Raw genomic sequence first — 24,664 nt, forward strand, 5'->3', positions numbered from 1 at the left:
GGGCTTAATGCTCGTGATACGTACTTTTCAGCAGCATAACTTACGACCTACTCGAATTTTGGATGGATTATGGGATTTCATCACGGATCCTGACAATAAAGGTGTTTCTGAAGGGTGGGCGTCAACCTTCCCTGCCGGATCAAAAAAGTCCGTCGTCCCTTCTTGTTGGAATAACGAATTAGGTACTTACGATTACATTGGTGCCGCTTGGTATCGCACCTATTTTGATACGATGCAAGATGCGAATATTCGACTGGTTTTTGAAGGCATTCTTCACCATGCCGATGTGTACGTGGATGGCCAGCATATTGGCTACCATTTTGGCGGGTTTACACAGTTCTCGATGATTCTCCCTCACCTAACAGCAGGCAAGCATGAACTCGTAATTCGCGTTGATAATACCGTTGATTGGCAAACTTTGCCGACGGATATCGCCGACTGGCACTCCTACGGAGGCATCATTCGTTCTGTCGAGCTTCAAGAGCTGCCGCATGTCTACATTGACTCCATGAAAATTGATTATCAACTGAAGGGCGATACAGCTGATGTTCAGCTGCAAATTCAAGTCAGTTCGCTAAGCCAAGAAGACTGTCAGATTGAGGTAAGTGCTAGTACCGAAGGACTCTCCCTCTCGGCTGGTCATGTCGTGGTTACTGCGGGTCAAACGACTAGCCTCACCCTGAATGGAAGACTGGCAAATATTAAACGTTGGGATGTCGGCCAACCTGCGCTCTATACCTTTACTGTCCAAGCTGGTGAAGATGATCTTATCGATCGGACTGGCTTCCGTACGGTTGAGGTTCAGGGCAGTGACATTCTGCTCAATGGTAAAAAATTATACCTACAAGGCGTGAATCGTCATGAGGAGCATCCCGAATGGGGATTTGCTTTCCCGCCGAAGCTGATGCTGAAAGATTTGGACATTTTGACCGACCTGGGCTGCAACATCGTTCGTGGTTCCCATTATCCGCAAAGCCAGTTCTGGATTGATCTGCTTGATGAGCACGGGATGCTGCTCTGGAGTGAGATTCCAATGTGGGGTTGTTTCATGAGTGTGGAAACGTTGGCAAGCCCGATCTTCAGAGAGCGTGGCGTTCACATGCTCGGCGAAATGATCAGCCGCGACTACCATCATCCGTCCATCATTTTCTGGGGAGCACATAACGAAATCGATACACGTACTCAGGAAGCGCTAGAGCTTACGAAAGCTTTCGTGAGCAAAATCCGCAGCATGGACGCAAGCAGGCTCGTCACTTATGCAACTATGCAACCTGTGGAAGATATCGTACTATCCTACTTTGATGTCATCGGGATTAACAAATATTACGGCTGGTATGAAGGCAGCGTGGATGGATTTAGTACTATGCTGCAGGACTACTTCGTTAATGCGGAGAAACAAGGCGCTGCTGGCAAGCCTGTGATCATGAGCGAGTTCGGCGCGGCGGGGATTTTTGGCGATGCGGGCTGGGAGCCGCGCCTATTCAGTGAAGACTACCAAGCGGATGTCGTTACACGCGCCTTGAAAATCTTCCGCGACGACCCTCGCATCGTCGGGACGCTCATTTGGCACTTCGCCGACATTCGCGTCGATGTGCGTAGTGACCGACCTTACTTCCGCGATCGTGCGCGGAGCTTCAATAATAAAGGATTGCTGAGCGAGTATCGCAAGCCGAAATTGGCCTATCGCTTAGTGAAGGAGATTTATCGCTCGGAACGGTAAGGCAGTAAAGGGAAAGGGACTCAGCCTGTGTGGCTGGGTCCCTTTTAAACTCATACTCACTTATGTAAAATATCGTCCTTCAACGTCGACACCTTCGCCAACACTTGATTGATCTCGTCTGCCCCCACCCCGAAATGAGCAAGCGCATCATGAAGATGAGTCGCTATCGCTTTGAAATGCTCTTCCTGCAGATTCATCCCTGCATGCGCCTTGGCCATAGATGCCCCCGTATACTGATTCGGTCCCCCTAACGCAAAACTAAAAAATTTTGCCTGATGCTTCCGTTGCTTCTCCATATCCGTGTTGTTAAAAAAGTGTTTGACGGTCTCATCCGCCAAAACCAGCTCATAGAAGTAGTCCACCACTGCCGTGATCGCCCCTTCCCCGCCAAGCTTATCGTATAACGTTGTTTCACTCACCATGTTTCCTCCTTCAGGACTTTACCTAGATACGTAGTTAGATTATCCTGCATATAGGGAATTTATTGCTTGTTCCTGAACTCCGCCCATATCCAGCACACAGTCAACGGCTAAAATGGCCTCCGACTTCTCTTTTTCTTGCCCTCATTTTCCAACATCCTAAGCCAGGGCGCATACTTACGTCCTTCTCGGATGGCACCGATTATCTTCGAGTCATTAAATGTATATCAGCAGTCCTTTTGCTCCAAAACAAAAACAAGGGACCTAGCAAACAGCGCCAAGTCCAAACTGACAAACTTCAAAGAATCTTACTACTCTAGAAGTCCAATAAATGGCTTGAAGACGATCATCATAAACTTATTAGGACCTGGAGTATTAGGCAGATCCAACATGGACAACAACCATACGATGAGGAGCACTGAAAAGAATGCCGCCTTTTCTTTTTTTGGCTTTTGTTTTAGTTTCGGCCATTCCAACCAAGTAATCAGCAACACAGCTAACGTGACACAAATGAAAAAACTCCTACTAATTTTCCTTCACCCCATCTTTGGGCATGCCCCCCGGTGCGTTGACGAGCCCTGGTCTGTGAATATGAGCTTTAACATCAGTCTTCACTTCAACCTTGGGGAATATCTCATCCCAATTGTCTTTCGCTTTTCCCCATTCGTTGGGGTACTTCCTGTGAAATTCCTTTGCAAAGTTGAAAATGTCTACCTGCAATCGGCCCTGAACCTCATGAAGTGCTAACTGGATTCGTTCTTTCACGATATTTTCAAACGCCTTGTCCAGCGCGTTTACAACATCTGGATCCATTGGATTCACCCGAGAACTGTTCTGAACGATCGTACCTTCCGTACGTACCTTAACAGTCATTGACCACTTATCGCCCTCAATTTTGGGTATCAATTTCACACTCGCAATAACCGGATTTAAGGACACTAAGCCATCCTCTTCGTCAATCTTGTAGGTAATTGTGTAATCCTTGATTTCATTAATGATCCACATCACGCCACGTGTTACCTTTTCCGAGATTTCCCCAACCATCTTGTCTTTTTTGAAAACAGCGGTTCCCATTATGTATGGAATGGTTTGAAATGGTGCTGAAGATTTGCTTAGTGGAAGAATTTTAACCAATGGAATAGAAGCTGATTGGGAATCCCCCTTTAACATCATGCTCAGTTGCTCCATGGTTACTTTGATACCAATCTGCAACTCGGCTAACTTGCGTACAACTTCCGCCGAAGTGCGTTCAATTGGCGGAAACAATTCAAGCGCATCCGCTGCTTTTCCATCGCTGACAAGCAGGTAAGCATGCTCTCTGGGATTGGGATGTCTAACCATAAAGTCAAAATGTTCATGAATGCCTGCCCTCGCCAATGTATCGCTGAAAATAAATATTTTACATTGTCCCCAAAATAGTTTCCTGGGAACTACCCGCTGAAGCTTGGATAAAGCATCGGCGATATTGAGTCCTTTTGCAGATCGTATAATGGTGTGTTTCGTTGCTCCGCCGCCACCACCACCACCTACTCCCATCATTCCGGCACTACTTTGGCTTTGTGGAACGAGGATTTGAGCGGTCACTTGAATTTGGTTGTCCTCTGATTTGTCCAAGGCTAAGGCTGAAATTAGCGCCAAATCATTGAGTTCCGTACGGTCCCAGCAACCACTAAGCAAGCATAAAGACAGGATTAATAGGGATACCTTCCAACATATTTTCATCTTGTCTACGTTCCTTCACTTGTCGTTTTCCTTTTGCGCAGAACGGCTACTATAAGCAGAAGAAGCGGGATGAGCATATAGAAAAGAGATAAAAAAAGTGGAGAAATAACCTTAAGAATGAACCCCAAATAAGAAAAACTCGCTATATCCCAAAAACTAAATACGAGAATAAACAGTCCCATGGGAAAGACAAATGGACGGTATTCTGACAACTTCAAACTTTGTGCGATAGAAAGAACCGCTATATAGTAAAATACGCTGATTTTAATGAAATTTCCAACGACCCACATCGCCAATAGCAGAGATTCCAAATTTTCAAAGAAGTTGGCGACGCTGATATAACGGATTGCGATCAGAATAGGATAAATTTTATTTTCTGTGTCCGAACCAAGTAAAAATAATGAAATCAAGTCGACAAATATCATAGTTACAACTATGACACAAAGTGATATGACACTCCATTTCCCAGATTTTTTTAAATCAGTTAATAAAGGAAGAAAAAAGGATATCAGGAATAATTCGCTAAACCATGCCTGTGGTACTATCGCCCCCTTAATTACTGGGATAATCCCATGTTCCATTACGGGGAGCACATTTCTCATATCCATTTCGGGGATAAGCAGCAGAAGAATGGAAAGTGGTAAAATAAAGATAGGTGTAAAAATCACAGCACTTCTTGCTAGTATTTCCACACCGCCGCGAACAGCGAAAGCCGCAAGCAATAGGATAGAGAAGATGATTATCAGGATCGGTGTTTTGAACAGGAAACATGACTTGACAAATTCTGCATATTGTCTTGCAATCAACCCCGTCGAATAAGCATTAACAAGTACATATACCAAACTCAGGACATAACCAGGTATGTTCCCAATTATGTGTTTACTGTACTGGCTCACAGTTTGCTTGGGGTATAGCTCGTGCAACTTCATTGCAACATAAATAGCGATGAAGCCGCTCAAGGATGCGATTACTGGCGTCATCCACAGATCATTATGTGCTTTCTCGGAAGTAATCGTCGGCAAAGCAAGAAAACCTGTCGCTAACACAGTCGGATACATCATAATACCCAACTGGAAAGCAGATATTTTCCCTTTCTCCAGCATCTAAGTTTCACCACTCCTTCCATTACGTATCATTTCCCTGTTCAGGACCTGGTTTTTGCCCAGTCCCCTGCCTAAACTTGTTATAATCCCCTGTAAGGCGCGGACGCGTATCCATCTTCCACCAAGGAGCCCTGATCAAAATGTCTTTCCATTCACTCGGATTTGGAGTAGCTAGAGAAGACAGGTAAGGAACGCCGAAAGAACGCAAGCTGCACATATGAAGAACGATAGCGATGAGCCCCAACATAATACCGAGAAGTCCCAAAGTCCCGGCAAGTATTATTAATGGAAAACGCAGCATTCGAATCGCAATTCCGGAGACATAGCGCGGAACCATAAAAGACGCAATGCCAGTAATAGCAACTACAATGACCATCGGGGCAGAGACAAGACCGGCTTGTACTGCCGCTTGGCCAATGACGAGTGCTCCGACAATGCTGACGGCAGCGCCTACTTGTTTGGGCAATCTCACTCCCGCTTCACGGAGCGCTTCAAAGGTAACTTCCATCAACATCGCTTCGATTAATGCTGGAAAAGGCACTGCTTCACGTGCACTCGCCATGCTGATCAGTAAAGAGCTCGGAACCATCTCTTGATGAAAAGTAAGCAGAGCGACATAGATCGATGGAAGCATGAGAGAAACCAACATAAAACAATAACGAAGCCAGCGAATTAAAGTGGAGATGACAAAACGCTGATAATAATCTTCCGCCGACTGAAATAGGGAAAATAGGGTAGTGGGGGCGATTAATACAAACGGAGTTCCCTCAATAAGAATCGCTACCCTTCCTTCCAGCAGACTGCCGCAGGTCACATCTGGGCGTTCCGTACTTAGCAACTGAGGAAAAGGGGAATAAGGAGCATCCTCAATCAGTTCCTCAATATATCCACTCTCCAGTATCCCGTCTATCTGAATGCGCTTCAGTCGATTCCTGACTTCTTCCACTAACGTTGCATCCACGAGTCCTGTAATATATGCAATTACAACGTTCGTTTGGGTGTAGTCGCCGATTTTCATCGCTTCCATTTTGAGTTGAGGACTCTTGATGATTCTACGTATTTGCGATGTTGTGACTCTCAACGTTTCAGTAAAACCTTCCCGTGGTCCTCTAATCCCCACTTCGGCGACAGGTTCTTCAATGCTGCGCTTCTCCCATTTGCACAAACCCAATGCAAGAGCGCTAGCTTCATTGTCACAGAGCAGAATCGGATTTCCATTTGAAAGATACTCGACACACTTCGTAAACGTATTGACTGTATTCACCTGAGAAACAGAAATGTTTTGCTCGATAAACTGACTTATATCCATGTTTTGCTCTAAATCTTCCCGTAACAGTGGCACAATCACGTAGTCTTCTATTCCAGCTTCATCAGATAACCCTTCTATATATATTAAAACTGCTTTTTTTCTTCCTGCAATTAACATCGTACGATAAATAACGTCTGAACAATTGTCATAAATGGAGCGGAGCAGTTCTTCATTTTTTTGTAAATCCGGATAAAGTTTTTGTTGTTGCATTTCATTGGCAGGCTGCTGTGGCTGTGGCTGAACTAGATTCTGTGTCGTCGGCTTTGTTGACATTTTTTTAAAAAGCTTGTTGATCAAGTTGTGTTCCCTCATTGGGATAAATCCCCTTCAACATATTCGTTTACTTGTAGAGTGACCAAAACTTCCTTTTTTATGTAATTACAATTTCTTGCCGATTTGAACTCATTAGAAAACAAAAAAAGGGACCTAGCCAACGGGGCCAGGTCCAAAGTTTATATTAAAAAAGGGGGTCTTGTTTATTATAATACCCTTTCTATGTTAGAGGACTGTAACAGGAATGTTCCAATTGTGTTACAAATGTTTCGCGTTTTCACACCAGACAGCCGCGCTCCCTTATGCTTCTCACTTCAGCAGCTTTCGAAGCCCAACCTGCGGTGCCTCCAATGGGAAATATTCCAGCCCCATATGCCCCTCAAAACCTGTCTCATCTATGGCTTTGAAAATCTGTTGGTAATTGAGCTCACCATTGTCGAGTTCATGTCTACCAGGGTTACCAGCCGCATGGAAATGGCCAATCAATCCAATATTCTCTCGAATGTTAGCAATCACATTTCCTTCCGTGATTTGTTGATGGTAGATATCGAACAAGACCTTCACATAAGGGCTGCCTACTTGTTTGATGATTTGGAAAGCTTCTTCCGATGAAGCCAAGAAATACCCTTGATGATTAACACGCGTATTCAGCGGTTCAATCAGCAGCGTTACGCCCTCTTTTTCCAAAATAGGTACACACGCCCGCAGCCCCTCAATCAGAGATTGGGTCTGAGCTTCTCGCGACACGCCTTCGAGTGCTTGTCCTACTTGCGAAATGAGCTTGGTGCAATTCAAGCGCTTCGCGACGGCGATCGATTCGACGAGTCCTTCTAGATAGACACTACGCTGTGTTGGATCAACCAAACTCGAGAACTTCGTGCAGAATGTTGAAATCGAAATTCCCGCTTCAGCCACAGCATCCGCGACAACGTCAATATCCTTTTGCCACCAAGACCAGAACTCAATTGTATCGTAACCGATCTCCTTCAGTTCATTCACACTTTCTCTAAAATCACGCCCTTTATAGAGCGCATCCATACAAACGGAGAGCTTCATCCCAATCCCTCTTTCCATTCTAATCTTTCTCCATTGTATGGTAAAATGAAGCAAATGCCTATGATAAATTGATATGCTAGGAGTCCTATATGATACGAACGCTTGCCGTCACAACCGATTTTGCTGTGATCCACGATCTCCCTCTTGAGGAATTATCAGCCCCCTCGATTCGGTGGTACTGGGTTGATTTCTATAATCCAGATGAAAAAGAAGCCTTAAATCTGAAGGATCATTTCCACTTCCATCCCCTCACTATCGAGGACTGCTTTCATTTCATGCAACGACCGAAAGTAGATCACTATCAAGACGTTCATTTCTTCGTCATGCACGCCATTGATCCTAAGACGCTGGATGCGGAAGAAGTGGATATGTATCTCGGCAGCAACTATATTGTCACTTTCCATTTGCATGAATCCCGAGAAATAGAAGATGCTTGGGCCCGAGTGTCCCAGCAAGAAAGTCTGCGAAATCAGGGGCAAATCCATGCCGCGTATTTAGTTCTAGATAATCTCGTCGATCAATACTTCCCAAGTGTCTATCAAATTGAGGACCTGCTCGATGATATGGAAAATAAAATGAATGCCGAAGCCATTGATGCGTTGATGAACCAGGTTTTTGAAATTCGTTCTCAGCTATTGAAATTACGTCGTACCATCGTCCCGATGCGTGATCTGCTGTATCGAATCATTAGTTCGGATCGCATTGAACAGATGCGTGAGCACCTCGTATTTTTCACGGATATTCACGATCATCTGCTCAAACTCTCTGAAATGGTGGACTCGAACCGTGAGATTACAGCGGATATTCGGGATAGTTATATCTCGCTCAACTCGAATCGGATGAACACGATTATGAAGACATTGACGGTCATTACGACGATTTTCATGCCACTGACGTTTATCGCTGGGCTGTATGGGATGAATTTTGCTTACATGCCTGAACTTGAATGGCATTGGGGATATTTCGCCATACTCGCTATCATGCTTGGCATTGGTATAGGCATGTTCGCCTGGTTCCAGAAGAAGGGCTGGTTTAAATGAGGATGGGAAATGAACCGATTAACTTCGCTATCGATGATTATACGAATCATTTTCTGGCTGCTTATCCCGTGCAGCACTGTGAATTTCGGACAATTCCGCTGGGGCAAGAGCAGCAGTTACTGCATTCGCATAACGGATACGAGATCTATCTGGTTTTACAAGGTACGGGCACTTATATCGTTGGTGATCGCTTGTATCCGCTTCATGCAGGCAGTCTTACGATCATTCATCCGAATGTCATTCATCGACCATTCCACGGACATTGCAAAGAATTTCCTCGTTATGTCCTTTCTATTGATGAGTCCTATTTAGATCAACTGCACACCATTTGCAAACTGTCAGATTTATCCATTCCTCGGCTTCTTGCCGAGCGTCATCCGAATTCTAGTCACTATTTCTTGAGTACACAGCAATTGGATCGTGTGCAGACCATCTTCGCCGAGCTGACGAATTGTTTAACAGTGCGTGATCGAAGCTATGAATTGGCTGTGTTGAAGCACATCGCCGACCTTTTCCTTTTTTCTCTTGGATTACAAAATGAGAACACGACAACGCTAACCACCGGCGACCAGTATCTCGTTGGTGATGTGCTTTCCTATTTGATTGCACATTATCAGGATCCATTACACATTGAAGATCTCGTGACACGTTTCCCGGTCTCAAGATCACAGCTTTTTACGTTGTTTAAAGAGACAACTGGAACGACGATTAAACAATTCTTGATTGAATATCGGCTGAATAAAGCGAAGCGATTGTTAATGGAGACCGATATAGCTATCTCGGAAGTTTCAGCTGCCGTTGGGTTTGGGGACATGTCGCATTTCTTCCACGTGTTCAAAAAGGAAACCAGCCTCACGCCGAAGCAGTACCGGGTTGAGGCTTTTAGACGAAATATCAAATCTAACTAGCTGAAAGCTACTCCGAGGTAGTGAAATAACTGGATTTCATGTAGCTAATTTCGTACGATTCCACTCGAATTAGGAAATAACTGGATTTTTTGAAGCTAAATTCGACCAAATGGTTCATTTTCGCCCGATTCGGCTTGATTACCTACATATAATCCATCTAAACTAAATTTGGTGGCGATTCCGGCGAAATTAGCTGTACATTTTCCATTTAAACTTGCGAGTAATCGAAAAAGAAGCGCAGGAAAGCAATCCTGCACCTCTTATACACTCCCGCTTTACTGCACACTTTCAAGCAAATACTGCGGCAACTGTACGCGATTATTCCGATAAAAGTCCCACGTCTTACCTGGTGCTATCGGCACCATGATCGACATCTGCTCCCCCTGAGCACCTCTTGTAGCTGTAACAGAATTGGCCCCGAGCTGAACATCAACCGCCGATAGCGTACCATCAACCTCATCAAGCGATAACGCAAATATCCATACGGCTTTCTGAATCGCATGGAAATCAAAAGCCCTCTCCTCGCCCGCATAGATGACATAATCCAAATGAAGCTCATCTTCACTGCGTTCGACTGCAACCTCGAGTGCTCCGTAGTCCGACTCCTCCAGAACAGCTTCAACCCGCAGCTGCGTATCTCCTCCGAGCATCGTCGTCAGACTTTTCCCTTCCACAACAGTTGGTAGTTCAAGCTCTTCCAATTCCCCGCCGAGCAGCAACCGAATGCGCAAGTCATTCGCTTGGAACTTGCCGTTAATTATATCTAGCTCTTGATGCCAAGCGCCATTATCTGTCGCCAAATTGAAGCCGAATAGCACCTGTTTGCGTGACTGCACGCCCGTATAAATAGCAGAGCAGAAGTCCTTCCCATCTTTCAGAAATTGCAGCTGCACGAACACTTTCTTCCCACCAACATCCACGAAGCCCAACAAGTTGCGACGCTGATTCCACATGCTGCCGATCGTATAGCTTCCAAGTGAAAGCTTCTCATTTTGATACGTCGTCGCATAGTTCTGAAAGCCCGCTTCCGCTGCCATCATCGTTGGCTCCATGAAATACCTCTCCGCATTGGAGCTAAAATAAGCATGATACTTCTCTGGACATTGTATGCCCATCGATTCTTTGTTGAGCGCATTTCCCAGGAAATGCTTCTCTCGCTCTGTCATCAATGTGTAATAGGTCCGACTATATGGACCGCTCCATTCCCCAGTTGCTGGGTGGACATGCTTCGCAATCATCTCCCACGCAATGTCTAACAATTGCTCAGCAAGAACTACGGCCGTACGGGTAGCCGATTCTTGATAGATGCTATTCAATTCCTCAATCGCAATTGGCGAATAACAAGGACTGTTATACTCGGTAAAAGTGCCGATCCCTGACGTAAACACATGAAATCGCTTCAGCCGTTGCTCACCATAGCTCCGAATCTCGTTATCGCCCAACAGCTCACCGCCAACCAGCGTGACAAAAGCCCCCATAATGGCAATGTTCGTATAATGCGGCCCCACATCTCGTCGGATGATTGCTTGGCAAGCGTGATAGATCGCTTCACGAATTTGTTCGATTAATGCCTCAGGAAGAGATTCTGCATAATTTTTCAAAATAAGAACCAATTTCTTTCCTTGGAAATCTGCCATGTTCCAGTCTGGGCGATCCATTTCATCCAGCGATTCTTCATAAAAGTAGGGCCAAATGCCATAAGTGGCTCGCGATGCATCCTTATCTTGCCGCTCCAGCACAACTTCAAGGATATCAGCCGCTCGTTGACTATTAGCCTGACCGCCATAGCGCAAAAGATCATAGGCATAACACGTTGATGGATACAGTTCGTACACCATTGGATGCGTCTCCGGCTTAAGTGCCGTATGATACGTCGACATGAGCGGGGTTCGAATTAACTTAACAACTTGATCAAACTTTAATTCCTTCGCTCGAATAACCTCCAAAAGCTCCTCACTACTCATAACTTACTTCCCCTCTCGCAATACCTCAGCAAATAGCATCAACACTAGACCTTGTCCATATAACGTTGGATACGTTGAAATATCATCTTGGTAGGCCTGAATGGTTGGCATCACTGGCGTCCCGCCAGATACCCCCCTCACGATGCCTTCCTCCGTAATATAGGGCATAATCGAAGTAACCACTTGCTCCACAGCGGCAGCAGTTTCATCTAGAGAAGGAATTAACCCCAGCTCCATGCCTTTCATAAGGCCATAAGCAATTCCCGCGCTGCCCGACACTTCCCGATAAAAATGAGGTTGATCCATAACCGTGCTCCAAAGTCCGTCGTCCTGCTGATACGCAAGCAGCCCCGACATTAGGCGTCCGTATCGATCCTTAAGCTCATCCGGGATGGCAACAAGCTGATCAATCTCCTTCACGATCATCGGAATCCCAGCAGCAATCCAAGCATTCGCTCTCGTCCATCGCGCCGCTGACATATGATCACCCGATCCGCAGTCCCAACCGTGGAAAAGAACATTCGTCTCCTCATCCTGTAGCAATCGAAGATGGATTAGCACTTGCTTCAATGCTTCCTCCGCATAAATCTTATTGCCTACCAACGACGCTGTGCGCGCCAGAAACAGTACGGCCATAAAAATCGTATCCGCCCACACCTGCTCAGCGAATGCCACATTTTCCGTCACCGTATGCTCAAAGGCATCTTCGCGAGTTCGTGGTGTGTCCTTAATCAGCCATTCCGCTACCCGATTCGCTTCATCTCGGAACCAAGCATCATTCGTAATCCGGTATAAAGCTGGGAAAATGGCATAAGGTGCGATCGAATTGATCACCTTCGTGCCTTTCGCTTTTTCACTATTGTGCTTCACCCACTCCTGCAAATAAGCCAATACTTCAGGTTTACCAGTTGCTTCATAATACTCCAGCATGGCAATCACACCTACACCAGGCACCCAGTCCCAGTGATGAATATCCATTCCCCATTCGCCAGAATGATCCTTTATCATTTCTTTCCATACCTTATTAGCGTGATATGCATACGTCGAATTCATTATTTAGGCAGCTCCTTTATATAAAAAGATTACCTAAAGAGTAGCATCATTCGCACGTATCTTGCTTGGGCTTCCGTCCCAAAAACATGGGGAATCGTCCAGAATAATAGTTGGGATTTTCACAAAACTTTTCCAACCTCTCATTAACCGTTATACTATATGGATACAATTGGAAAATGGAGGTATATGACAATGGGTTGGTCCGAAATGCATATGGTGCCCAATGAATACAATGAGGAAATGAAGAAAATTGATGAATCACTTCTGCAACTGCTAACGGAGCGCAAATCCATTGCAAAAGGCAGACGATTTTACCCGCAAAAGGAAGTACTCCAAGAATGGTCAACACGGTTCGGCATTGAAATCCCACAAATCAACTGGCTGCTTAACAGTCTGAATGAGCATTACCCTGTCATGCCGAATGAACCAGGTGATTTGGAACATGTCGTGCCCATCATGAAGAAAACCGTCGTCGGTGACTTTTCTTACACATTGACACATACCATGCAGCACCAACACAGCAGTATTGTGTATGTTGAGATCAAGCTCATTCAACTGGACGGGCATTTTGGCAACTTCCGACCACAACTCCAGCTTGATGTAATAGGTCCTGAACTCTATCGTGTCATGAGAAATGGCTCAAGGGGCGGCGGCGGGCAAACCCAAATAACCTACCTTGTCACACCGCGTTTACCTGACAACTTAGAGGGCTTACATTTTACCTTAATTCCGTATGCCAGCCCGATGGAGTCTCCGCCTAAAGAGATCATTTTGGATCAGGAAGTTCAATTTGAATAAAATGAGGGAAAAAGATCCATGCGGCCAGTACTCACCCGTGTCCATAACGCTGATAGCAAAAAAAGCCCATGCATTGGGCTTTTTTCTATTTCATCTAAGTACATAAGGAAAATGGCTACAAGCTAGGACATTTCTTCTATGTTAGTAATCGCCACTGTAATCGTAAGTGCTGCAAGATAAAGAGCTAGAGGTGTGCGTCTGCGCTTTGCGCGTTTTTTACTCAAGCTTCATCCCTCCTGATTGTAAAATCTTTATAGGAAGATTTAACCAATCAGGCGGGATACGAATCAGCTTCTTGGTTGTTTTCCAACAAGCAAATGTAAGCTCATCATCACTATTTAATACCCGAATGCATGAAGCTTTCTACAAACTGACGCTGAAAGACGAAAAAGGCCGTTAATAGCGGCAGGATGACCAACACGGTAGCCGCCGTTACCGTCCCCCATTGCGCACCTGTTTCAAACGATTGGGCAAAAATCGCAATTCCGACCGTGAGCGGCCTCGTTTCGATAGAGTTCGTGATGATGAGTGGCCACATGAAATCGTTCCAGTGCGCGCTGACGGAAATTAAGCCAAACGCGATATAGGTCGATTTAGCTGAAGGCAGATATACGTGCCAAAGAGTCTGCCACCAACGACAGCCATCCATCCTCGCAGCTTCGTCTAAATCGATTGGGATTTGCTTAAACGTTTGCCTAAGTAAGAAAACACTGAACGAGGATGCCCAGTACGGCAGCATGATCGCTAGCTTCGTGTCAACCAGGCCCAATTCTTTCATAATCGTATAATTCGGAAAAATGAGAATGTCAGGCGGTATCATGATTTGGACAAGAAAGAGCATGAACATAACGCCTCGACCTACGAAATTTAATCTGGCAAAAGCGTACGCCGCAAGCGTAGCTGTAATCAATTGTGCAGCCAGCACACCAAGTACAATGATGATCGTATTGGAATAATAGCGAAGAAAGGAGATAGTTTCCCAAGCTGTCTTGTAGTTTTGGAAGGTGGGATGCTGAACCGCAAAGGGGTTGACACGGGTAATGACTTCACTAGACGGCGTAAACGAAGTAAAGACAGCCCATACAAGCGGAACAGCAAAAACGATCGCCAGCAGCGCAATGACCAAACGATTAGTGACCCTTACGACCATGATGCTGACTCCTTTCTAGTAATGGATGCGTTTATCCAGAAATGCATAATTAAAGATGGAAATACTGAGTAAGATCACGAGCAGCACGACGGTAAGGACCGACGCTTTTCCCATATCCCAAAAGCTGAAAGCCGTCTCATAAATATGATATAACAGCAAATTACTTGCGTTATTGGGACCGCCTTTCGTCATAATGTACAGGTGATCTACCAATTTAAACGAATTCGTCGTGGCGATTACCATCACGAATAGCGTTGTCGGCATTAAGAGGGGAAACGTCAGCTTACGGAAAGTTTGAAAAGGGCGTGCCCCCTCCATTTCCGCAGCTTCGTACACTTCTTTCGGTAAATTTTGCAAGCCAGCCAAATAAAAAATCATAAAAAAGCCGGCCTCCTTCCAGATCACCATCAACATCATCGAAAAGAGAACCCAATGCGGATCTCCTAGCCAATGCTGGGTCGGTATGCCAAACACATTTAAAAACTTATCGAGCAGCCCATAGCTTGGTGTATAGATAAACAGCCATATATTGGCGATAGCAATCATCGGAATGACCGTCGGATAGAAAAATAGTGCACGTAGCAAGCCTGTGCCTCTGAGCTTATTATTAACCCATACGGCTACGTACATGGCTAGCAAGATACTTACCGGAACCGTGCCGATGGCAAGCAGCACATTATTTCTCAAAACCTTCAAGAAAATATCATCTTGAAAGACATGCACGTATTGATCCAAACCGACAAACGTTTTGTCGGTAAAATCGGAGCTGTAAAAGCTCCAGTAGATTGATTTTAAGATGGGGTAAAACGTAAATAAGCCTAAAAATAAGAGTGAGGGTATGAGCAATGCATAGGCGAAACCATTTTCTCTCCAGTTGATCTTCCTTTTTGTTCGAAGTGACGGTTGCATCAAGGAAATTCCCTCTTTCTCATAGGTCGTGAAAGCCTGAGGAAGGGAAGCGCAGGCCACTAACTTGGAGTTAACCTCCGTTAGCCGAACGCTTCCCTGCCGTTTTACGTCATCTTGCTGCTATTTTTGAAAGCTTTTCAAAATGTCATCTGCTTGCTGTTGGGACTTATCCAATGCTTCTTTCGGCGTCATCGTTCCTAGTAAGGCTGCTTGGATGTTATCGTTAAACAGCTTCGTCACTTGACCGTTTTGGTATGTTGAGAGCTCGCTGTCCGCATACTGGAGTTGATCTCTGGCAACAGCCGCTTGCGGGAAATCCTTAATGTAGTTCTTCAACTTGTCTGTCTCATAAGCAGCTTTCGTCGTGCCTACATAGCCTGTATCGATTGACCATTGGGCTACACGATCTGGTTGTGTCAGGAACTGAATGAATTTAACGGATGCAGCTTTGCGGTCATCTGGAATGTTTTTGAACACATACAGATTGCCGCCGCCTGTCGGTGAACCATACTTTTTGTTGGCAGGTAGGAACGCTACACCAAAGTTAAATTTTGCATCGGTTTTGACTTTGGTCAGATTTCCTGTTGTATGATACATCATAGCCGTTTTCCCGCTAATGAAATCGGATGGCACGGTTGCCCACTCGAGTGTACCTTCTGGCATAACTTTATCCTTGCGACCTAAATCCGTGTAAAATTGCAGAGCTTCCTGCACTTCCGGTTTGTTAAAGAACACTTGCTTCCCGTCAGCTGAAACAATATTGGTTCCCGTTTGAAGGGATAGTGCTTGCGTCATCCAATACTGATAACCAGTGCTAGGGATTTCAAGGCCCCATTGCGATTTGTCACTGGTCGTGAGCTTAGTAGCATATTCCTTAAGTTCCGTCCAATTCTTAGGTGCCTTCTCCGGATCTAGACCTGCTTTTTTAAATAAATCCTTGTTGTAGTACAGCACGATTGTACTGCGTTGAAATGGTACGCTCCATACCGTATCCCCGGACTTGGTGTTCCCCATGAACGCTTCATAGAAGCCGTTAAAATACTCTTTGGAGAAGCGAGGTGTCAAATCTTCAATGGCCTTCATGGAAATTAAGCTGTACAAATCAGTTGATAGCAGCACAGCTACGTCAGGTGAATTACCACCCTGTACAGCTGTTGCAACCTTGGTCATCGTATCTTGATAGCTGCCCCCATATACGGGTTTTACCGTAATCGTTGGGTTTTCTTTGTGAAAATCGTCAGCCAGCTGGTCAATCAGCTTTGTTATAGGACCACCAACCGCTACAGGGAAGTAAAATTGCAGTTCAACTGGCTTCGCGTTCGCTGTAGCTTCAGCGCTTGCCATAGGTGTTGTCGGTGCTGCAGCTGTCTTGGTATCCGTATTGCTCTCACCTTTCGCGCAAGCTGTTGCTACCAGGGTTACCATTAGTAATGATACGAGTGCTTTTTTCATTGTTTTTCCTCCTAAAGTTTATTAAATGCAATTTCACTTAGCTCTTGCAGAATATAATCAGGTTCAATGCCTGTCCTTACGATGTCGTTCTTCGCGTCAGCACCAGTCAGTACTAGTGCGGTGTACATATCGTTCGAATTCCCGAATTGAATATCGGTGGATAACCGATCACCAACCATTAAGCATTGTGATGGCGAGATATTCAGTTGATCAAAGGCTTTTTGCGCATAGTAAGCGGACGGCTTGCCGATCACATGGACGGTTTTCTGAAGGCTGGCTGTTTCCAGTGCTTTGACGAGCGACCATGTATCCGGGATCACACCATCGTCGATCGGACAAAAGGGATCTGGATTAGCAGCGATCAGCTTAGCCCCATTTCGCAGGGCATTCACGCCCGCCGTTAGCTTTTCAAATGTAAACTGCCTGTCTAATCCGACAAGCACATGTGTTGCGAGCAGCGGATTCTCTGTCGTCTTCACTTGATTACGCGCCAATTCTAGCTCCATGGCCGCTTCACCGATCATCAGGACAGTGGCATTCGGCTCACGTTCTTGAAAAAACTTCCCTGCCACACATAAGGCCGTGAGTACTTCATCCACCTCGCAGGGAACGCCTAATTCACTAAGCCTTTGATGCACGCTTTCCTTGGTCCGAATCGTCGTATTCGTAACGAACATCACCGATTTGTCTTGCTCACGCAGCCAGTTCACAGTGCTCAATACACCCGGCAAAAGCTTACTGCCAGAATAAATGGTACCGTCCAAATCGAATAAATAGCCTTTGAATGCATGCAACTCCTTACTGCTTTTCCTTGAATGTGTTCGCTGAAAATGCTGGGTAGTAATCTTGTCATCGATTCCACGTTCAGGAAATCTAGATGTATCTGCCACAGTACTGCCTCACTTTCAATAAAAATAACCCTTATCCAAAAAACACGAAAACAAGCCAATTCAGAGTATGACAAGCATGCTCCTGCTTATTTTCACATTTTCCTGGACAAGGGTTTTCTCCTGGTCTCGACCCGATGTTTCAGTTCGTGTGATATTCATAGTTTTACTATAGAGGATAATTGTTAGCGGGAAATTATCGTCATTTAGTTATTTTGTAAACTTAGTGACCGCTCCACATGCTTGGATCTCCAATGGAAATATAATCTGCACCACTATCTAGCGCTTCAACAATTTCTTTTTCGTATCGAATAAGACCTCCGACAATCAACGGTTGTTTGATGGTGCTTTTCAATTCTTTGATCACTCTCGGCATTAAGCCTGGCATGAGCTCAACTTCGTCCGGCTGTGTACTGTTGATCATTCGTACTGCTGTTTGTAGTGCAGCCGTATCTATAATAAAAATACGCTGTATGCTTTTGATGCCAGCTTGTCTAGCTGCTGCAACTGCATTGGACTTGGTCGTAACAATACCGTCCACTTTAAACTTTTCGGCCAAATACCCTACCGCATGTGCATCCCGGCCAAGACCGCCTACCATTTCAAGATGGACATACACTTGTTTGCCTGCTTGGTGAAGCTGTCCCATAATGGATTCCAAATTGCCAATATGACCTGTCATTAGATTAACTCGGGTCACATCACTTTCAAGTACTTTCGCGAGCTGATCGTCTTTGGTCACCGATGCGATAATTGGGTACTTCTTCAACATGCTCCCCCACCCCCACTTTAACCATAACAAATATTTGTTTGCTAAGGATTAACATCCCCTCCGCTATTCCTTTCTTAGAGGGGATGCTAACCATGCCATTAGTTAGAAAAGTTTAGAGCTTGCAGCATGCGGCTAAGCATCACTGCACTTTCTGCACGAGTGCCGGTACTCAGCGGAGAAAAGACATTTCCATCCCTGCCGTTAATAATCTTCAACGCAGACGCTGTTCGGATTGCATCCTTAGCCCACTCGGCGATATTCACTTCATCACTGAACGTGACCGAGTTGCTTGGTTTCAATTCTGCGTTAAAGCCTGCGAATTGTAATGCTCGGTCAATCATAACCGCCATTTCCTGGCGGGAGATTGCTGCATCTGGTCGGAATGTGTGGTCTTCATAACCACTTACGAGTCCAGCATCTGCCGCAAGGCTGACTGCCGTTACAAACCAATCCGTAGCTTTAACATCTTTAAAGCTTGTAACAGTTGCTTGTAATGAAGATAAGCCAAACGATCTCACCAGTAAAGCGGCAAACTCTGCCCGTGTTACTTGGCGATCAGGTACAAAACTCGAAGCCCCTTCACCCTGAACGATCATTTTATTCGCCATGGATTCCACGATCTGTTTGGACCAATGATGTTCTAAATCACTGAAAGTCACTGGGTTAGCAATAAGTAGGTACGTGCTGTTCGTGCGGCTGTAAATGAGAGCATCATTGCCTTGAATCGAGAATGGAACTGGATGATACACGGTATTGCCTTTCGCATCTTGTTCTACACGTACGGCAGCCAGAGCTTTGGTATCTGTTGCTGCATCCAGCTTAATGGATCTAGCAATATACTGATGGAAGTTCGAAATTTCTTCGTTCTTGCCTTCTTCAGTTCCTACTGTAAGTGTAAATTCAACAGCTTTCTTAACATCTTTTCCGTTTGCAATTGCTTCTGCAGCAGCTTTTTCATTCAATTTGATTTGAATGGTTAAGTTCAGCTTAACTTGCGAAGTTCCCAGCTTCTCTGCCCAGGCTTGCAAATCTAATTCTGGCAGGTTCAGCTCGTAAGAACCAAGTTCTGATTGAATGATTACCGTATGATTGCTTGCAGCCGACAACACGGCTTGAATGGCTTCTGGTGCCAGGATGGCAACAGCTTGATCCTTCTTCACATTCAATGGCACGGTAACAATCAGCTTTTTGTCTGTTCCCGATTGTTGAATGGCCGTTTGGATTAATGCATCTGTCACAGTGAAAGCAGAATCCTTAATTTCCGTACCTCCACCTACGCTGCCACCATTTTGCTCACTGTCATCTGGTACACTTGGCTCACTTGGTCCATTCAGCGTGATTGGCTGTGTGTACAAGTCATACTTATTGCCATCATTCATCGTGTAGGTGTATCGTAACAACGCATGCGCTATACCTGAACCCTTACCATTCGCTGTAATCTCATTGCCGTTGACTTCAAAGGAATTTTGCCCATCCAACATAACAATCTCAGGTGCAATGCTTGTTGTATCCCCTTTGTACGTTGTCACGCTGGCCTGAATCGGAATCGTTTCATTCTTCTTAAGCGTAAACTCCGATTTCTCTGGTTTAATCGCTGCCGCCATATCTGCAGCCCAGTTGGCATAGTCGGTCGTTAAGCCCCAAGCGCCATTTATGAAGAATCGATTAAACGCTGTACGATCATTGAGTGTCCAAGGTGAAATCAAGATGCCACGATGCTTAGCAGCCTCCATAAAGTTCTGCGAGATACCGCCGTAGCCATTATTGAACGTAGCATTCAAAGGCTGAATGGAGCTAAGCACCGTGCGCAGCATGCCTTTCACGTTGTTCCCGCCGGACAAGCTTGATAACAAGCCTGAAGGCATCGTCGGCATCAAGCTGTTCATGCGCGAGATCTGATTAGCAACGAACGACATGTTATCGATATCAGCTTCGGCATTTTTAGATTGGACCAACTGAACAAAAGCATCAATCGCGGATGGTGTGGACGTCTTAATCTCGTTCATGATCATTTTGCCCCGTTGCTGGACGAGGTCAATTTGTTCTTCCAATGTCGGAATTTTCACATTTGGATAGTCAGTCGGATGTGGCTTATTGGCATTGAGCGCCTTGATTTCGGCCAATGTATAATTCTCAATGTTACCCGTGCCATTCGTTGTTCCAGATAATTCGCCGTCATGGTGAATGACGAGGTAGCCATCCTTGGAAATATAAACGTCATTTTCAATGAAATCTGCCCCATTATCCAGCGCCAAAATATTACTTTCAATCGTATTCTCTGGCGCAGCCGTCGGCAATCCGCGATGTCCAATAATGTACGGTTTGCGTATCAAAGTCGTGTTATTGTTGTACACACTTAATGCATTGAAAGCCGCACTTGGGGTGCTCGTCACAATCCCGTTAACACCCGCTGTAATCAGCGTATGCAAAACAAGATTATCCCCATTAGCAGTCGAAGCGTTTTTCGCCCATACCATGATCGTTCTCATTTGTAGATAGTTCGTATTCTCTCTTGTAGCAGCCTGCTGTGGAAGCACCGCAATATGCGCGAGGCTTGTATTGGTTATCTGACGAATTTCCAGCAGCTGATCGTTGTTCTCAATCGTTTTACTTGAAAAATCAACGATTCCGCGTATGATCGGATACGCTTGTCTGGCCTTTTTGACCAAATCGCCATTGCTTGACATTACAAAAACATCCTCAATGCTATTCGCTTTCAAATACGGCACCAAAGCATCTACCGTCAGCTCATCCTTCACATAGAAAGCAGCCATCATTGTAGTACCGAGCGTAGTTAGGATCGAATCCAAATCCCCAATAACGGTTTGACTGCTAGAATCAGTCACTTTAAGATCCTTATTGACATGCAAAATGGCGGTAGCAGGTGTGGTAGTACCTGTCAGTTTGGATAAATCGGTTGCAGTTGCAATCTCCGTCACAACGGTGGAAGCCATCGCAATTTTTGTAGTAGGTTCCGTCACACTTACATATTTCTGAGTCGCGGATAAAGGCAGCGGATCCCGTTGTAAAGTAATCCGGATATTGTCTACCCTCATTTTGCTGCCGTTTGATTGTAAACCAATTCTTCCTTTTGCATACAAACCTGCATTGTCCGTATCCACGACAACCTTGTCGTTTATGATCTCCATCACACGATTGTCAAATGCCTTGACCGTATAATGGTACAGTTTGCTAGCGTCTATCGCTTCCGTAAAAGCACCCGTATCCATGACATTCCAGGCATTAGCTGTCGTTCTTTCAGCAAATTCCACACCATTGGCAGCTTTAGCATCTTTTCTGACCGCCATTTGATAATACGGATAATCATTGTTTTGAATGCGATACATGATGGAATGCCATCTAGCATTATCGTTCGCTTGCAAATGCGTCACATCAGCTTCGATTTTATAATTACCAAATGTCCCAAGGAAGTCTGGCAAAAGTACTCGCGACGGATTATCTGGCGATGCTGCCGCATCCAATTCAAATCCTCCCGCTTTAACAACAGCTTTGCTCGCTGTCGTTCCTTCTTTGCGTGTCCAGCCTGCGGGAAGCGTTCCTTCCGTTAGCTGGTCAAAATTTTCTTCATAGAGCACATACTCACTATCCGTTGCTTCTTTCGCTACAACAAACATTGAAATAGAAACACCGTCTTTTTGAGCAGTTAGGGAGTATACACCTTTTTGGAGAACGTTCAGACTGGTAGTACTCACTACAACGGAAGGGCTGCTAGTTGCCCAAGTCAATTCGCTGCCTGTCACTGTACCTGACGTAAAATCACTAAAATCTGCTTTAAACACGATTGAATTCAAGGGTACCGACTGATTAACTGTAGCTACAAAGTAACCATCATCGTGCTTGAGGGAATTTACTTTCGCTGGCACCGTATTCGGTGTTACCGTTACTTCTTGCAAGTACTCAGCCGTATCATAAATCACTCTGACCGTTGCTCTGCCTGCCTTAATTGGATATAGCGCATTATTCGAAACCTTGATGATCGACTCATCCGAGGAGTAGTACTTGACTGGTTTGTTTGAAATAGCTTCACTAATACCATCCGAGTAATACACACTGCCGGTAACGCTTATCGGTCCGCTCAACGCTTCCATCATGTTAGGTACAACGAGGTCAAGCCGATCTGCCGTTATTCGCGTTACCTTCAGGTTGTCGAACGAAACCTTACTTTGATCCGCTTGCAACCCTACTTTCCCTTTCTCCATCACGACTGTCGCTGGCAACGTTGTGTCCGTCACCATCGTGTAGCTCGGATCTGACTTTGCTTTCATATACTCCTTGACGTTATTACCAAAAACCCGAACCTTCATCGTGTAGTCGGAGTTCAAAGCCAATGCTCTCCAAGAACCCGAAATCGGAGTTGGTGAATACCAGTTGCCGTCCGCTTTACGATAGGCGAATTCATAGGTACCATTTTGACGGATAGCCATTTGATTGTATGGAAATTTCCCTGTGGAAGGCACTCTGAACATTAGTGATGCCCATCTTCCTGCATCCAGCACAGATTCGAATCTTACATCCGCTTCAACCGTGTAATTGTCCCACTGTACCGGAGCAACCACTCGCGCTTGTTTACCCGAGGTGTTTCCATTGAACGTCATTCGTCCATTGCCATATGTATCCTGCACGACTGTAAACGGCGGGCTTCCCGCGTTCACATCAGAAATCCATCCGTAAGGAATCGTGCCCGTCGGATACGCATCGAAATTTTCCTGCAGCAGCACAGGATTCACCGGATCTGTCACTGGATTGCTGTCCACGAGGTTGATCACACCGAAACCAGAGGTATCATTCCAAAATGAGCTCGATTGGTACGCACTCCAGTAACTGTTTCTTTGCTGTGCAGCATCCGCCCCATAACGATCTGTTACCCCAATTTCCAAGCCCAGCCTCTTCGTCAGCACAGGATCCATCTTCAACATATCCCATGGTACAGCAGTTTCTAAAGACCAACCCGTAGCGGTTTTCTTTATAGCCCGCAAAATCTTGTTCTGATCCTTGCTGCTTTGTCCGTTTGTCGCAGCCCCAAAGTGAAATTCAGGAGATGTAGAATCCGATTGATACACAAACCCGAGTTGCATATCATCTGTTGCATAAGGGGCAGATTGATGCATCGTTGGATCTAGAAAGAAATTAATGTTATCCTGTTCAAACCAATTCCCCGATCCTGCTGCCGTCAGACTCTCATCATCTGACTTAACTCCAATGTACAGGTACTTATTGTCCCAGAGCATACCGAATTTACTATCTTTAAACGTTCCATCGCCTATTTGTTTCGTTAACCTTTGGTTAATTGTCCAAAATGACTCGTCCAAATCCCCGTCAATCACCGGAGCATTAACCGTCTTCCTCACATCGAGGGATTTTCTTGCATCTTCCGCGGCGTGTGCCTCTTGGACATTCATCAGACCAAATGGTGCTAAACTAGTGACTAATGTAGCAACTAGTAGACTATTCAAAACCTTTTTATATCGTTTCATAGAATCAACCCTTTCTTGTAAAATGGATGAATACATGTACGTGTTAAAAACAGAAGAACGCTACTCACTATCTTCTTGAAATCCTCCTATCTTTTTTGGAAAACACAAAAAACCCTTCACGCATACAAATGACCTCTGCTAGCTTCCACTAGCCGTTCATTTGCTGCATGAAGGGTTTTCTCCGCGTCTCTACCCTTGCCCTATTTAGTTGTCCTATAATCATTCTAGCGAATGAGTGTTATTGAAGTGTTATGTGTGGAATAAGAAATTGTAAAATATCCTATATGATTAACTAGGGTTTTCGCTAATTTGATCTCCTTTTAGTGTAAAATACAAGTAATCACCCTTGTTTCCGTTTATGGGTAAAAGCTGTTTCATCTTTCAAATGCACTCTCACTTTATTTAATATTTCAGAATATGATAAATTTCCATTTACTTTGGCATCTAATTCATTGCTTTCAATTGTTCCATCCGCATAATACATCTTTTACTTCATCTGCCGTTATTTCCTTCTTTGACTCAAACATATAAAATCCCCCAATAAGAATAAGTAGGCTAATTATGCCTATAATCGATTTTTTCATTATTACCTCCTAGTTGAATGATTAGGTAACAAGAAGTTCTACCTAACTTA

At 44.9% G+C, this 24,664-nt stretch carries 18 protein-coding genes; 4 read left to right on the forward strand and 14 right to left on the reverse strand.

Features of this window, described 5'->3' with window-relative positions; genetic code table 11:
- Positions 1-13: 13 nt before the first annotated feature.
- Positions 14-1,720 (forward strand): glycoside hydrolase family 2 protein, encoded by a 1,707-nt coding sequence (locus tag ACSQ8O_RS21280; protein ID WP_436243267.1) that lies wholly within the window; start codon positions 14-16, stop codon positions 1,718-1,720.
- A 56-nt stretch (positions 1,721-1,776) separates the two neighbouring features.
- On the opposite strand, the gene ACSQ8O_RS21285 is transcribed toward ACSQ8O_RS21280, so the two are convergent.
- The 5 genes from ACSQ8O_RS21285 to ACSQ8O_RS21305 all read right to left on the reverse strand — a co-directional run bounded on the left by ACSQ8O_RS21285 (position 1,777) and on the right by ACSQ8O_RS21305 (position 7,620).
- Complete coding sequence (locus tag ACSQ8O_RS21285) at positions 1,777-2,142, reverse strand: group I truncated hemoglobin (protein ID WP_236288740.1); 366 nt, start codon at positions 2,140-2,142, stop codon at positions 1,777-1,779.
- 522 nt (positions 2,143-2,664) lie between these two features.
- Positions 2,665-3,861, reverse strand: a complete 1,197-nt coding sequence (locus ACSQ8O_RS21290; RefSeq protein WP_436243268.1) for a Ger(x)C family spore germination protein — start codon at positions 3,859-3,861, stop codon at positions 2,665-2,667.
- A 5-nt stretch (positions 3,862-3,866) separates the two neighbouring features.
- Positions 3,867-4,964 carry a GerAB/ArcD/ProY family transporter gene (locus ACSQ8O_RS21295; RefSeq protein ID WP_436243269.1) on the reverse strand — a complete coding sequence of 366 codons (1,098 nt, stop codon included), beginning with the start codon at positions 4,962-4,964 and terminating at the stop codon, positions 3,867-3,869.
- Positions 4,965-4,986: 22 nt separating this feature from the next.
- Complete coding sequence (locus ACSQ8O_RS21300) at positions 4,987-6,585, reverse strand: spore germination protein (RefSeq protein ID WP_436243270.1); 1,599 nt, start codon at positions 6,583-6,585, stop codon at positions 4,987-4,989.
- Positions 6,586-6,855: 270 nt separating this feature from the next.
- Positions 6,856-7,620, reverse strand: a complete 765-nt coding sequence (locus ACSQ8O_RS21305) for a hydroxypyruvate isomerase family protein (RefSeq protein ID WP_436243271.1) — start codon at positions 7,618-7,620, stop codon at positions 6,856-6,858.
- Between the two features lie 71 nt (positions 7,621-7,691).
- Between ACSQ8O_RS21305 and corA the strand changes: the two genes are divergently transcribed.
- Both corA and ACSQ8O_RS21315 read left to right on the forward strand, forming a co-directional pair.
- Entirely contained in the window at positions 7,692-8,642 is a 951-nt protein-coding gene (gene corA, locus ACSQ8O_RS21310; protein ID WP_436243272.1) for a magnesium/cobalt transporter CorA, read from the forward strand.
- A 2-nt stretch (positions 8,643-8,644) separates the two neighbouring features.
- Entirely contained in the window at positions 8,645-9,550 is a 906-nt protein-coding gene (locus tag ACSQ8O_RS21315) for a helix-turn-helix domain-containing protein (RefSeq protein ID WP_436243273.1), read from the forward strand.
- 275 nt (positions 9,551-9,825) lie between these two features.
- Here the strand turns inward: ACSQ8O_RS21315 and ACSQ8O_RS21320 are convergent, their stop codons facing one another.
- Positions 9,826-11,514: a hypothetical protein gene (locus ACSQ8O_RS21320; protein WP_436243274.1), complete on the reverse strand. Its 1,689-nt coding sequence runs from the start codon at positions 11,512-11,514 to the stop codon at positions 9,826-9,828.
- 3 nt (positions 11,515-11,517) lie between these two features.
- Positions 11,518-12,567, reverse strand: coding sequence for a glycoside hydrolase family 88/105 protein (locus tag ACSQ8O_RS21325; protein ID WP_436243275.1), 1,050 nt, complete (start codon positions 12,565-12,567; stop codon positions 11,518-11,520).
- Positions 12,568-12,759: 192 nt separating this feature from the next.
- Between ACSQ8O_RS21325 and ACSQ8O_RS21330 the strand changes: the two genes are divergently transcribed.
- Entirely contained in the window at positions 12,760-13,365 is a 606-nt protein-coding gene (locus ACSQ8O_RS21330; protein ID WP_436243276.1) for a hypothetical protein, read from the forward strand.
- 334 nt (positions 13,366-13,699) lie between these two features.
- On the opposite strand, the gene ACSQ8O_RS21335 is transcribed toward ACSQ8O_RS21330, so the two are convergent.
- The 7 genes from ACSQ8O_RS21335 to ACSQ8O_RS21365 form a co-directional block, all read right to left on the reverse strand.
- Complete coding sequence (locus ACSQ8O_RS21335) at positions 13,700-14,515, reverse strand: carbohydrate ABC transporter permease (protein WP_436243277.1); 816 nt, start codon at positions 14,513-14,515, stop codon at positions 13,700-13,702.
- A gap of 15 nt (positions 14,516-14,530) precedes the next feature.
- On the reverse strand, positions 14,531-15,424 hold the full coding sequence (locus tag ACSQ8O_RS21340) for a carbohydrate ABC transporter permease (protein WP_436243925.1): 894 nt from the start codon (positions 15,422-15,424) through the stop codon (positions 14,531-14,533).
- A gap of 120 nt (positions 15,425-15,544) precedes the next feature.
- Positions 15,545-16,876, reverse strand: coding sequence for an ABC transporter substrate-binding protein (locus ACSQ8O_RS21345; RefSeq protein ID WP_436243278.1), 1,332 nt, complete (start codon positions 16,874-16,876; stop codon positions 15,545-15,547).
- Positions 16,877-16,887: 11 nt separating this feature from the next.
- Positions 16,888-17,766 (reverse strand): HAD-IIA family hydrolase, encoded by an 879-nt coding sequence (locus ACSQ8O_RS21350; protein ID WP_436243279.1) that lies wholly within the window; start codon positions 17,764-17,766, stop codon positions 16,888-16,890.
- Between the two features lie 220 nt (positions 17,767-17,986).
- A complete protein-coding gene (locus tag ACSQ8O_RS21355; RefSeq protein WP_436243280.1) occupies positions 17,987-18,535 on the reverse strand; it encodes a glycerol-3-phosphate responsive antiterminator in 549 nt (182 codons plus the stop codon).
- 98 nt (positions 18,536-18,633) lie between these two features.
- The gene (locus tag ACSQ8O_RS21360; RefSeq protein ID WP_436243281.1) at positions 18,634-24,030 is read right to left on the reverse strand and encodes a glycerophosphodiester phosphodiesterase family protein; all 5,397 of its coding nucleotides are present in this window, start codon (positions 24,028-24,030) and stop codon (positions 18,634-18,636) included.
- A 340-nt stretch (positions 24,031-24,370) separates the two neighbouring features.
- Complete coding sequence (locus ACSQ8O_RS21365) at positions 24,371-24,514, reverse strand: hypothetical protein (RefSeq protein ID WP_436243282.1); 144 nt, start codon at positions 24,512-24,514, stop codon at positions 24,371-24,373.
- Positions 24,515-24,664 lie beyond the last annotated feature (150 nt).

Origin of the sequence: Paenibacillus sp. LjRoot56, assembly GCF_964253335.1 — a bacterium.
GTDB classification, from domain to species: Bacteria; Bacillota; Bacilli; order Paenibacillales; family NBRC-103111; genus Paenibacillus_E; species Paenibacillus_E allorhizoplanae.

Coding starts and splice junctions, on each gene's coding strand:
- ACSQ8O_RS21340 (WP_436243925.1), bottom strand. CDS start 15,424: ATGCAACCGTCACTTCGAACAAAAAGGAAGATCAACTGGAGAGAAAAT.
- ACSQ8O_RS21355 (WP_436243280.1), bottom strand. CDS start 18,535: ATGTTGAAGAAGTACCCAATTATCGCATCGGTGACCAAAGACGATCAG.
- ACSQ8O_RS21315 (WP_436243273.1), top strand. CDS start 8,645: ATGGGAAATGAACCGATTAACTTCGCTATCGATGATTATACGAATCAT.
- ACSQ8O_RS21300 (WP_436243270.1), bottom strand. CDS start 6,585: ATGAGGGAACACAACTTGATCAACAAGCTTTTTAAAAAAATGTCAACA.
- ACSQ8O_RS21345 (WP_436243278.1), bottom strand. CDS start 16,876: ATGAAAAAAGCACTCGTATCATTACTAATGGTAACCCTGGTAGCAACA.
- ACSQ8O_RS21285 (WP_236288740.1), bottom strand. CDS start 2,142: ATGGTGAGTGAAACAACGTTATACGATAAGCTTGGCGGGGAAGGGGCG.
- corA (WP_436243272.1), top strand. CDS start 7,692: ATGATACGAACGCTTGCCGTCACAACCGATTTTGCTGTGATCCACGAT.
- ACSQ8O_RS21320 (WP_436243274.1), bottom strand. CDS start 11,514: ATGAGTAGTGAGGAGCTTTTGGAGGTTATTCGAGCGAAGGAATTAAAG.
- ACSQ8O_RS21295 (WP_436243269.1), bottom strand. CDS start 4,964: ATGCTGGAGAAAGGGAAAATATCTGCTTTCCAGTTGGGTATTATGATG.
- ACSQ8O_RS21360 (WP_436243281.1), bottom strand. CDS start 24,030: ATGAAACGATATAAAAAGGTTTTGAATAGTCTACTAGTTGCTACATTA.
- ACSQ8O_RS21325 (WP_436243275.1), bottom strand. CDS start 12,567: ATGAATTCGACGTATGCATATCACGCTAATAAGGTATGGAAAGAAATG.
- ACSQ8O_RS21335 (WP_436243277.1), bottom strand. CDS start 14,515: ATGGTCGTAAGGGTCACTAATCGTTTGGTCATTGCGCTGCTGGCGATC.
- ACSQ8O_RS21290 (WP_436243268.1), bottom strand. CDS start 3,861: ATGAAAATATGTTGGAAGGTATCCCTATTAATCCTGTCTTTATGCTTG.
- ACSQ8O_RS21330 (WP_436243276.1), top strand. CDS start 12,760: ATGGGTTGGTCCGAAATGCATATGGTGCCCAATGAATACAATGAGGAA.
- ACSQ8O_RS21305 (WP_436243271.1), bottom strand. CDS start 7,620: ATGGAAAGAGGGATTGGGATGAAGCTCTCCGTTTGTATGGATGCGCTC.
- ACSQ8O_RS21365 (WP_436243282.1), bottom strand. CDS start 24,514: ATGTATTATGCGGATGGAACAATTGAAAGCAATGAATTAGATGCCAAA.